Origin of the sequence: Gordonia sp. i37 (assembly GCF_002043085.1) — a bacterium.
In the GTDB taxonomy this organism is placed as follows: domain Bacteria; phylum Actinomycetota; class Actinomycetes; order Mycobacteriales; family Mycobacteriaceae; genus Gordonia; species Gordonia polyisoprenivorans.
Genome location: NZ_MVPX01000478.1, coordinates 1 through 11078, shown reverse-complemented (window position 1 = coordinate 11078; position 11078 = coordinate 1). Strand labels below are relative to the sequence as shown.

At 63.9% G+C, this 11078-nt stretch carries 12 protein-coding genes; 5 read left to right on the top strand and 7 right to left on the bottom strand.

The genetic code is table 11. The features are described from left to right. Positions 1-182: hypothetical protein (locus B1964_RS30770; RefSeq protein ID WP_216354277.1), on the top strand; the 182-nt coding region annotated here is incomplete at its 5' end. A gap of 141 nt (positions 183-323) precedes the next feature. After that, complete coding sequence (locus tag B1964_RS30765; protein WP_216354276.1) at positions 324-584, top strand: hypothetical protein; 261 nt, start codon at positions 324-326, stop codon at positions 582-584. Between the two features lie 76 nt (positions 585-660). Here the strand turns inward: B1964_RS30765 and B1964_RS23360 are convergent, their stop codons facing one another. The 3 genes from B1964_RS23360 to B1964_RS23350 all read right to left on the bottom strand — a co-directional run bounded on the left by B1964_RS23360 (position 661) and on the right by B1964_RS23350 (position 4816). Then, positions 661-2601 carry an ABC transporter ATP-binding protein gene (locus B1964_RS23360; RefSeq protein ID WP_079931468.1) on the bottom strand — a complete coding sequence of 647 codons (1941 nt, stop codon included), beginning with the start codon at positions 2599-2601 and terminating at the stop codon, positions 661-663. Further along, a complete protein-coding gene (locus B1964_RS23355) occupies positions 2598-4331 on the bottom strand; it encodes an ABC transporter ATP-binding protein (protein ID WP_079931470.1) in 1734 nt (577 codons plus the stop codon). The genes B1964_RS23360 and B1964_RS23355 overlap by 4 nt, the downstream gene beginning before the upstream one ends. Positions 4332-4480: 149 nt before the next feature. Next, positions 4481-4816, bottom strand: a complete 336-nt coding sequence (locus tag B1964_RS23350) for an IclR family transcriptional regulator C-terminal domain-containing protein (protein WP_253194149.1) — start codon at positions 4814-4816, stop codon at positions 4481-4483. Between the two features lie 386 nt (positions 4817-5202). Here B1964_RS23350 and B1964_RS23345 point away from each other — a divergent pair, with 386 nt between their 5' ends. Continuing rightward, the gene (locus B1964_RS23345) at positions 5203-6021 is read left to right on the top strand and encodes an SDR family NAD(P)-dependent oxidoreductase (RefSeq protein ID WP_079931467.1); all 819 of its coding nucleotides are present in this window, start codon (positions 5203-5205) and stop codon (positions 6019-6021) included. A 107-nt stretch (positions 6022-6128) separates the two neighbouring features. Here B1964_RS23345 and B1964_RS23340 read toward each other — a convergent pair whose 3' ends face one another. The 4 genes from B1964_RS23340 to B1964_RS23325 all read right to left on the bottom strand — a co-directional run bounded on the left by B1964_RS23340 (position 6129) and on the right by B1964_RS23325 (position 9087). Beyond that, the gene (locus B1964_RS23340) at positions 6129-7031 is read right to left on the bottom strand and encodes an NAD(P)-binding domain-containing protein (protein ID WP_079931466.1); all 903 of its coding nucleotides are present in this window, start codon (positions 7029-7031) and stop codon (positions 6129-6131) included. Next, on the bottom strand, positions 6995-7507 hold the full coding sequence (locus tag B1964_RS23335) for a VOC family protein (protein WP_079931465.1): 513 nt from the start codon (positions 7505-7507) through the stop codon (positions 6995-6997). The genes B1964_RS23340 and B1964_RS23335 overlap by 37 nt, the downstream gene beginning before the upstream one ends. Positions 7508-7652: 145 nt before the next feature. Further along, positions 7653-8207, bottom strand: coding sequence for a VOC family protein (locus B1964_RS23330; RefSeq protein WP_079931464.1), 555 nt, complete (start codon positions 8205-8207; stop codon positions 7653-7655). A 31-nt stretch (positions 8208-8238) separates the two neighbouring features. Then, positions 8239-9087: an alpha/beta hydrolase gene (locus B1964_RS23325; protein ID WP_253194148.1), complete on the bottom strand. Its 849-nt coding sequence runs from the start codon at positions 9085-9087 to the stop codon at positions 8239-8241. Positions 9088-9257: 170 nt separating this feature from the next. On the opposite strand from B1964_RS23325, the gene B1964_RS23320 reads away from it, so the two are divergent. Both B1964_RS23320 and B1964_RS23315 read left to right on the top strand, forming a co-directional pair. Continuing rightward, complete coding sequence (locus B1964_RS23320) at positions 9258-10169, top strand: VOC family protein (RefSeq protein ID WP_172398942.1); 912 nt, start codon at positions 9258-9260, stop codon at positions 10167-10169. A gap of 87 nt (positions 10170-10256) precedes the next feature. Further along, positions 10257-10991 carry an antibiotic biosynthesis monooxygenase gene (locus B1964_RS23315; protein ID WP_079931461.1) on the top strand — a complete coding sequence of 245 codons (735 nt, stop codon included), beginning with the start codon at positions 10257-10259 and terminating at the stop codon, positions 10989-10991. Positions 10992-11078 lie beyond the last annotated feature (87 nt).

Genomic DNA, 11078 nt, shown 5'->3' with positions numbered 1-11078 from the left:
GCCGCCCCCCGCCGCCGATCAACTCGAACGCGGCATTGCGGGCGAATTGGAGCGCGGCCAATCCTGATGGTGCCGCGGGGCCCGAGAAGGCCCCGCGGCGGATCGGTCACGAGCTCGGCTGTGGCTGCGGGGTCGGTGCGAGTGACTTGCACGCGGCCAGCGCCTTGGTCCAGGTGGCCTGATCGACCCCCGGGGGCGCGCTCATGGTGTGCTGCCGTGTCGATGCAGTGCTTCCTGAACCGCCCGAACCGCCCGCGGGCGCTTGCCCCGGTGCGCCCGACGGCGGGGTCCGGTCTCCGGGCCGCCCGTTGTGGGCGGGCATCGTGACGCCGTTGTTGGCCATGCACTTCTCGAATGCCGCCATCTCGGTGGTCCCGGTCGAGCCAGACGAGGACGTCGAGGCGGACGAGGACGCCGACGTCGACGCGGCGGAGTCGGCCTGCGTCGACGAGTTCTCCGTTGACGAACACCCGGTCAACGCGGCGGCGAGCACCGCGGCCCCACCGATACCCATGGTCACCAGACGACTCTTCATGAAAACCTCATCTCACTATCTCGGATCGCCGCATCCGTTGCGGCGGTGATGATTCTGTGTACCGGGGATTCTTGGTAGTCGGCTGTAGTGGCGCTAGCAGTTTTCTGGCTGGTGGCCGGTGGCGATCAGTCGCCGTCCAGTGCGCCCGCGAACTGGCTGCGGTAGAGGCGACAGTAGGCGCCCTGGGCGGCCAGCAACTCCTCGTGATCACCCTGCTCGACGATGTGCCCGTCCTCCATGACGATGATCGTGTCGGCGTCGCGGATCGTCGAAAGGCGATGGGCGATCACGAAACTGGTGCGATCGGCCCGCAGGTTGGCCATGGCCTGCTGGATCAGCAGCTCGGTGCGGGTGTCCACCGAACTGGTCGCCTCGTCGAGGATCAGGACCGTCGGTCGCGCGAGGAAGGCGCGGGCGATCGTGATGAGCTGTCGCTCACCGGCACTCACGCCACCACCCTCGTCGTCGAGGACGGTGTCGTAGCCGTCGGGCAGGATGCGGACGAAGTGGTCGACGTGGCTGGTCATCGCCGCGGCCATGACCTCCTCGCGACTGGCGGTCGGGTCGCCGTAGGCGATGTTGTCGTAGATCGTCCCGCCGAACAGCCACGAATCCTGTAGCACCATCCCGGTTCGCTCACGCAGGTCGTCGCGCGTCATCGCGCGGGTCTCCACACCGTCGAGGCGGATCTGCCCGGAGTCGACGTCGTAGAACCGCATGATCAGATTCACCAGCGTCGTCTTGCCCGCGCCGGTGGGTCCGACGATCGCGACCATGTGCCCAGGGCTCGCCACCAGTGACAGGTCCTCGATCAGGGGCTTGTCCGGCAGATAGCGGAACGCGACGTCGTCGAACTCGATGCGGCCCTTGTCCTCCGACGGACTCAGCGGCTGCGCCGGATCGGGGGTCTGTTCCTCGGCGTCGAGGATCTCGAAGATGCGCTCGGCGGAGGCGACACTGCTCTGCATCAGGTTGATCATCGAGCCGATCTGGGTGAGCGGCTGGGTGAACTGACGGGAGTACTGGATGAACGCCTGCACCTCACCGAGACTCAGCGATCCCGATGCCACGCGCAGGCCGCCGACCACGGCGACGGCCACGTAGTTGAGGTTGCCCAGGAACATGATGGTCGGCATGACCATGCCCGAGATGAACTGCGCACGCCAACTCGACTGGTAGAGCTTCTCGTTGCGTTCGTTGAAGGTCTGCTCGACCTCGCGTTGCCGACCGAACACCTTGACCAGTTCGTGCCCGGTGAACGCCTCCTCGATCTGGGAGTTGAGCTTTCCGGTCGAGGACCACTGGGAGATGAAGTGCGGCTTGGACCTTCGGGCGATGATCGTGGTCGCGGCCACCGCCAGCGGAACCGTCACCACCGCGATCAGCGCCAGCAGCGGCGAGATCCAGATCATCACCACCAACAGTGCGATGACCGTCAGCACCGAGTTCACGAACTGGGAAATGGTCTGCTGCAAGCCCTGTGACAGGTTGTCGAGGTCGTTGGTCACCCGGCTCAGCAGGTCACCGCGTGGGGTGGTGTCGTAATAGCGCAGCGGAAGCCGATGCACCTTCTGCTCGATCTCGGCGCGCAACTCACGCACAGTGTTGACCACGATGACATTGAGAATCCGGAATGCCAACCACGACAACAGGGATGACGCCACGTAACAGATCAGCACGATCAGTAGGGTCCAGGCGACGGTGGTGAAGTCGATCCCGACACCCGGGGTCAGGTTCATTGCCGACACCATGTCGGCGAAGGTGCCCTGCCCACGCGCACGCAACCCCTCGACGGCCTGCTCCTTGGTGATCCCCGACGGCAACGCCTTGCCGATCGCACCGTCGAAGATGAGATCGGTGGCGTGTCCCAGAATGCGTGGTGCCGCCGCGAGGAGGATGACCGACCCGACGATGGCGGTCAGCACCGTAGCCATGCGCCACCGATAGGCCATCAGCAGGCGCACAAGACGTTTCATCGACGGCCCGAACGACTTGGGCTTCTCCAGGACGGGGCCTGCGGCCATGGGGCCGCGGCCGGGACCCGGGCCGCCTGCGGGGCGGGTCATGCGGGTTCTCCGATCGACAGCTGCGAACGCGCGATCTCGGCGTAGGTCTCGCAGGAGGTGAGCAATTCGTCGTGGGTACCGAGACCGACGACGTGGCCGCGGTCGAGGACGACGATCTGATCGGCGTCGACGATGGTCGAGATGCGTTGGGCCACGATGATCACCGCGGCATCGGCGGTCGCGGGCCGAAGGGCGGCACGCAGTTTCGCGTCGGTGGTCAGGTCGAGTGCGGAGAACGAGTCGTCGAACAGATAGACCGACGGCCGCCGGACCAGTGCCCGCGCGATCGCCAGACGCTGGCGCTGTCCACCTGAGACGGTGGTGCCGCCCTGCGCGATCGGGGTGTCGAGTTGCTGGGGCATCGCGGAGACGAAATCGGTTGCCTGCGCGATCTCCAGTGCCGCCCACACCTCCTCGTCGGTGGCGTCGGGTTTGCCGTGCCGGACATTGGTGGCCACCGTCCCGGAGAATAGATAGGGCCGTTGCGGAACGAGCCCGATCACCGACCGCAACTCATCGGGGTCGAGTTCGCGGACGTCGGTGCCGCCGACGCGAACCGCGCCCTCGGTGACGTCGATGAGTCGTGGGACCAGGCCGAGCAGCGTGGTCTTGCCCGAGCCGGTGGACCCGACGACGGCGGTGGTGGTCCCCGGACGCACGTCGAAAGTGATGTCGGACAACACGTTCTCGTCGGCTCCCGGGTACCGGAACTGCGCGGCGTCGAACTCGACGGAGGCGGGATCGCCGGCGAACTCGACCGGGGTTTTCGACGGTACGACCGACGTCTCGGTGTCGAGCACCTCGCAGATGCGTTCGGCGCACACCGCGGCGCGCGGCGCCATCATCGCCAGGAACGACGCCATCATCACCGACATCATGATCTGCATGACGTAGCTCATCATCGCCGTCAGTGCCCCGATCTGGGCGCTGCCGTCGGAGACCGCGTGACCGCCGAACCAGATGATCGCGACAATCGTCACATTGGTGATCACGGTGACCGATGGGAACATCAGGGCCATCATCCGGCCCACCCGCAGCGACGCGTCGCTCAACTGGTCGTTGGCGACGGAGAACCGTTGCATCTCATGGCGTTCGCGCACGAACGCCCGCACCACGCGGATACCGGTGATCTGCTCACGCATGATGCGGTTGATGGCGTCGAGGCGCTCCTGCATGGCGCGGAAGCCGGGGATCATCCGGGCGATGATGAAGCCCATCGTGATGCCGAGGATCGGCACGGCGATCAGTAGCACCCACGACAATCCGGGCGCCACATGGACGCCCATGACGATGCCGCCGAAACACATGATCGGTGCCATCACCAGGATGGCGGTGCTCATCACGAGCAGGAGTTGTACTTGCTGCACGTCGTTGGTGGTGCGGGTGATCAGCGACGGTGCGCCGAAGGTGCCGACCTCGCGCGCGGAGAACGAGTTGACGCGGTGCAGCAGATCGTGGCGGATGTCGCGGCCGGCGCCGAGCGCGGCCCGCGCACCGAAGTACTGGGCGATCAGCGTGCACACGATCTGGACGAAGGTCACGGCCAGCATCCACGCGCCGATCCGCAGGATGTAGCCGGTGTCGCCCTTGGCGACGCCCTTGTCGATGATGTCGGCGTTGAGCGTCGGCAGATACAGCATGGCCACCGTCGCCACGAGTTGCAGCAGGATCACCGCGGTGATGTGCGCGGGGTAGCGGGACAGGTAGGTCCGGATCAGACGGGTCAGCATGGGGCGATCACCTGATTGACGGTAGCAATGGGCCGTTCTCTCGGCGAACGGTTTGCCGGTGGCTGCACCTCCGATCGCGGGGCGACCGGATGCGCCGAGAGCGCGGATCAGCCGCTGTTCACGCCAGCAGCGGCGCCAGTCGCGTGGCGTCACCGGTCATCGCCGGCACCTGCCGCGTCATGATCTCGGCTTGGTCGGCGCCCCGAGAGTGCCAACGTGGCGGTAAGCGCTCCGTGCGGTGATCGGACGCCGACCGCGATGCACGCGCGATCAGGATCGGGTTCACCGACCTGCGGCGCGAAGCCGTCGCGGGCCACGGCTGCCAGTTGGTCGGCCAACGCGTCGCGGGTGGTCGGCGTACGGGAGGTGATCGCGGAGAGCGGGAAGGTGACCACGTCGTTCACGTCGGCTTTTCGCCGAGTGACGTCGACCAGTGCGCTGGCGCTCGGCCCGAGCATCAACCCGGACCGATCCGGGATTCGCACCACAAAACCTTCTGCGACGGGCAGATTCAACAGAGCGCCCGCGATCCGCACCAGGAGTGCCTTCCGTGTCCGGGGGTGAACAGTCGTTCTTCGTGTCCGACGTCGAGGGGCAGCCGTCGGCGTCGAGGGTGATTGTGGTGTCGCGCGACAGCATTTTCGCGGTGGCTTCGGCTATTGCCCCCATTTGTGCAGGTCATCGCCGAGTAACCGGTTGTCCGACGACCGCCTCCACAACAGTCAACGCGTTCTTCAGGTGCCGATCGTCAGGCGGTTCCGGTCCGCGGTACGCAAGACCGCACTCGATGGTGAGGTCGCCCACACTGAGGTGACAGACCGGTGTGTACCTGCCGGTTCATGGGAACAGCAGCGGAAAGAGGTAGACAGACATGGGAGTTCTGGACGGACGGGTGGTGCTCATCACTGGCGCCGGCTCGGGCTTGGGGCGGGCCATCACCGAACGTTTCATCGCCGAGGGCGCGCGCGTGGGCGTCCTCGAATTGTCGGAGCAGAAGGCGAAACTCCTTGCCGACGAATTCGGGGACCGGATCAAGGTCACCGTGGGCAACACCTCGCATTGGCCTGATGATCAGGCGGCCGTGGCGGCCACCCTTGAGGCGTTCGGCCATCTCGATACGTTCATCGGCAACGCCGGGCTTTGGGACTTCCATGCGTCCCTTCGTGGTACGAGCGCCACTGACCTTGACAGTGCTTTCACCGAATTGTTCAACGTCAACGTCAAAGGCCATCTTCTGGGCGCCAAGGCATCAGTCGAAGCGTTGGTCGAGTCGGGCGGCAGCATGATCTTCACCCTGTCCAACGCCGCGACCATGGTCGGTGGTGGCGGGCCACTCTATACCGCGACGAAACACGCGCTCGTGGGTATGGTCCGCCAACTCGCCTTCGAATTCGGCGGCGCGGTTCGCGTGAACGGCATTGCACCCGGCGGAATGCCCACCGACTTGCGAGGTTTGGCGACGCTGGGTCAGGAGAACACCAGCTTCTCCGACCTCATCGATTCGCTCGGCGGACCTGAGGACATGGCCAAGATGGGCGGGATGAAGTTCTTCCCGACAGCGCAGGACTATGTGCCCGAGTACCTGATGCTTGCCTCACCGGAATCCCGTGTCGCCAACGGCGTCATCTTCGAGACACACGGAATGCTGGTGCCACCACCCTTGGGGCATAGTGAAGACGTGGTGCTCTGATCGAATCCGTACGGGCACTTCGGCCGCCACCTGTGATGCAGGAGGCGGCCGAAGTGTGTGGCGCATAGTAACCATCGCGGACAACAATGCAGAACCATCAGCAAATTCTATTCCGTGGCAGCGACGATCTGTTGCGCAGAGTCTGCCAATGCCTCGGTGATCGGAACAGATATGCCGGCTGCGTGTGCGATGTTGCGGGCCAACGGAACGTCCTTGTCGTAGAGATTGGGGACGCGCAGTGGTGCGCTCCCATATCCGTTGGCGTCGAACGCCGTCGACCAGTGGTCGATGAAATGGTACTGATCGACGGTCGTCATCATGGCCAACGCGTCAAGGTAGTCGATGCCCCAGGACTCGCCGATGCGAAGTGCTTCGGCCAACACCAGCGCTTCTGCCGCCGTGCAGAGGTTCTTGATGATCTTGGCCGCGTTTCCTGCACCGGTCGGTCCCATGTGGATTGCGTCCCGGAAACACGGCTTCAGTAGCGGCGCAGCACGATCGAATGCTTGTTGGGAGCCACCGACTATCGCAACCGCTCTGCCCGCCTCCACCACCGCGGGCACCCCGACCACAGGTGCGTCCACGACGTCGATCCGGCGCGACTGCGCGGCAGCGACGATCTGCGTGGTCGTGGACGGCGCAATCGTACTGTGCAGCAGAAGAAGGCCACCGTCAGCCAAACCGGCCAATGCGCCGTCGTCACCGAGGACTGCGTCGAGGGTCTCGGCGTCGGTGCGGACCATCACGGCAACGGCGTCGACTTGCGCCGCCAACTCGGCCGGGTTGGCGGCGACGGCGACACCGTGCGCCGATGCCCGCTCCCGACCAGCCTGAGTGACGTCGTAAGCAACCACATGTATGTTGGCTGCCCGCCAACGACCCAGCAGTGCGCCACCCATCGAACCGACTCCGATGATCCCAATCGCGTTTTCCACAGGAGATTCCTCTGAGATCAGTGGTGTGTGTCTGTGCCTCAACGTTTTTCGAGAGCAGATGTTGAGTCGTTCCATGTGTCGTAATGCAGCGCAAAGAGATCGGGTTCGTAGGTGCCGCCACCGAAAACCCCGAGTGGGAGGTCGGCAACACCGTCGAAGCCCTGGGGGCAATAGAACTCGAGGAGGTTGCCCGACGGATCCCGGAAGTACATCAACGCCTCCACCTGCCGGCGTGTCCAGATGTCGCTTGTCGGAACACCGAAAGCGTGCAGCCGGTGTTGCAATGGACGCATCGCTGAGGGTTCGACAGTGAAACCCCAATGCGGATATTCTTCGCCGTGGCCGGTCGCACCAGGCTCGCCCTCGGCGAAACCGATGATGATGCCGGCCACCCTGACCTCGCCGAAGTGGGCGGAGTGGTTTACCCAGAGTACGTGGGCGTCGAAAATCGACGTCCAGAACCGGACGGCCTCGTCGAGATCCCGCACTGCCATCGACAGGTGATTGAGTCCGCTCAGGGTGGCTGAAGCGGAGACGTCAACAGTGTTCACGCCTGTCACCGTAAATGATTACGCAGCCGCATCGTCGATCACGTTCCGATCGGTGGAACTTCCGAGTATGCGGGACGGCGATATGACACGACCCCCGATCCCGGCAGACAAACCGGGGTCGAGGGCCGATGACGAAGACCGGGTGTCAGGCCAGGGTTGCCAGCGCATCCGGGCCGGCCCAGTCGTATCGGAGGTCGTCGACCGGCGGTCGGAAGTCGCCCCCGGAGAACGCATCCACCCGAAGTTCGTCGACGTTGTCGTAACGCCAACAGAAGAACTCGAACAGATTTCCCGACGGATCGCGGAAGTACATCAGGGCTTCGACCTGGCTGCGCGTCCACAGCGGATGGGTTTTCACACCGGTCACCTCCAACCGTAGCTTGAGGGTGCGCAGTTGCTCGGCGGTCACGGTGAAGGCGAAATGCGGGTACTCCGTATCCCACCCACTGATGCCGGGTTTGACATTGAAATGCAGTACCGTCGATCCGAGTTTCACCGAGGCCAACCGCTCCGTGGTCTCGACTCCGATGAGTCCGCTCTCGGGCTGATGGTTGAACATGAATTCCTCGGCGCCGAAGATCGACGTCCAGAAGGTGATGGCCTCATCGACATCTCGGGCATGCACCGAGATGTGGCTCAGGCCGCTCACCATGGGCTCCGTCGAGCCGAGTGCGGCTGCCGAAGGCGAAGTTGCAGTCATGATGGTCCTCTCTTTCCCGTCAGTCGGATCGTCAGGAATTGGTGACGAAATCGATGACGAGACGATTGAATTCGTCAGCGTGTTCCATCTGCGCCCAGTGACCGCAACGGTTGAACATCACCATCCGGCTGTCGGGGATCTGCGAAACCAGATGAAGCGCACTCTCAAAGGGCACCACCCGATCGTCGCGACCTTGGACGATCAACGACGGCGCGGTGATCTTCGAGATCTCGTTGCCGAGAGAGAAGTAGGTGATGGGATTACGGGGATCCTCGGCCCAATTACGCCAGTTTTGCAGGTGTTCGGGTTTGGTGAGAGCGGCTTCGCAACGCGCGGTCGACAATTCATCAGTGGCGAAAGCGTTGTCGAAAACCATGGTCTCGACGAGCTGCTTCATATTCGCCGGCGTCATGTCATGATAGGCGCGGGCGAGGACCTTGATTCCCTCGGATGGTCCGGCGGGGGAGAAGATGTGCGGGACCGGTGCGGGCGCGCCCATGGTGATCAGATGCGAGACACGCTCGGGGAAGCGGGTGGCGGTCGTCACCGAGGTCATCCCGCCCATCGAGTTGCCGACCAGCGCGGCACGATCGATCCCCAACGCATCGAGGAATTCGATCAACACCCCCGGATGATCGAATCCGGTCTCGCGGGTTTGCGGGTCGCTGTCGCCCCACCCGGGCATGTCGAGTGCGAGCACACGGAAATGTTGTGCCAGTGGCCCGATGTTCTGGCCGTAGTTGGTCATTCCGGTGGCGCCGGGACCGCCTCCGTGTAGCAGGATCAGCGGGTGGCCGGTGCCGGCCTCGACGTAGTGAATGCGAAAGCGGCTCAACGACTGATACTTGTCGGTCGGTGCTTCGATTGTTGCAGTTGTCACTTCGGTTCCCTTCAGGTGTGCACGATGGACTGACTCTGTCTTAATCGACGCCGATGACCACCGACGGCGCTGCGTTCCGACCGCTGGGACGAATCCATGCGACCACCGATATCGGCGATGACACTCGCTCCAGACAACATTGTCGATGATCGAGCACAAGGAGTCGTGGTATGAGCACAGTGTCGGCATTGGGATATCTGGTGGTGCGGGGTCCGGTGAGCGAGTGGATCGAGTTCGCCACCGACATCCTCGGACTGCAGGTCGCACCGAGCGGGGCCGAGGGTACGGTGCGGTTCCGTACCGACGAACGATCCTGGCGTCTGGAGGTGGTCGGCGGCGCACCCGGCCCCGACTCGTTGATCGCCATCGGGCTCGAGGCCGCCGGCGACGCCGAACTCGATGAAGCGATCCGTGCCCTGAAGGCAGAAGGCGTGGAGGTACGTGAGGATGAGGCGTTGGCCGCCGACCGCGGCGTCGCTCGCGTTGCAGCGTTCACCGATCTCGACGACAACGCCATCGAGATCTTCGTCGCCGCCGAGAGCACCAGTGCTCCGTTCGTCTCCCCTCGCGGAGTGAAGTTCTTGTGTGGCGATCTCGGGCTGGGGCACGTATTCCTGGCCACCGCAGACGCCAAGGCCAGCGCGACGTTCTTCCAGCGAGTCCTGGACTTCCGGCTCTCCGACACCATCGGCTTCGGACCCGACAATGCCTACTTCCTGCACTGCAATCCACGCCACCACACCATCGGGGTGGCCAACATCCCCGGCGCGCCACTGGGTTTGTCGCACTTGATGCTCGAGGTCGACAAGCTCGAGGCCGTCGGGCGCGCACTCGACATCGTCAACGACCGTCACCAGCCCGTCCAGATCAGTTTGGGAGAACACTCCAACGATCGGATGACCTCGTTCTACGTCATCACCCCGTCGGGCTTCGCCATCGAATACGGCTGGAACGGAAAGCTCGTCGACGACACGTACTGGAAGGTCGCCCACTACGACGCGCTCAGCGTGTGGGGCCACCACTTCGACCCGACTGCAGGAGCCCCGGAATCGGCGCCCGAACATGCCGAAGTCGTTGGCTAAATCAACGTCGAAAGCTCCCCATTCACAACAACATTCACCATCTACCGGCCGGCGTGAGGCCGCCGGGGAGAAAGCCTGGAGTGAGATATGACCAAGATCAGAGCGCTGCACCAACTACGGGTCGACGGCGATCCAGAAGAAGTGATCCAGTACGTGCAAAAGGTGCGTACCGAGCCCGGGTGCCTGGAGTCCGAGGCACACCGCAGTATCAACGATCCGGCCGACATCGCCATCGTGCAGGTGTGGGAAGACCAATTCGCCTACGGCGACTTCTGGGGACGAGTGAACTCCGATCCGGACAAGGCCACCAACGATCTGTTGATCCGCGAAACAGCGACGCGCGGTAACACACCGTTCACCGATTTCTATTCGCTGCAGTACTTCACCCCGGGCCCGGTGTGGACACCGGCCGGCCACGAATCCGAACGGCAGGCCATCTTCTGGCCCGGTACCGGTGCAGTACGCATCATCATCCAGGTGAGCCCCGGCGGCGGCGACGCCCTGCTACCGATGTTCCGCGAAGATCAAGAATCGGCGCTGCGCGAGCCCGGAGTGCTGGAATACCAGTGGTATCGGAGCTTAGAGTTCGAGAACCAGTCGCTGCTGTTGGAGCTGTGGGAAGACGCCGGCATCTACAACGCCCATCACGTGTTGCGTCGTAAAACCAGCTCGCAGGGCAGTGCGCCGGCGATGGGGCCACGCGAGCACGGTAGCAACGGGTTCGAGTTCTATCGCGCGCAACCGTTTGTCCACCAGTACAACCGGTGGATGCCCGCCGATGTCCACCACTGGGCCGACGAGTCGATCATCTACCCCAACTAGTCGTCCATGACCGGCGCCTCCCATCTGGCGCCGAAGCCCTCTCGGGCACAACGTCGTCCACCCACACACGCCGGCCGGTACACAGCG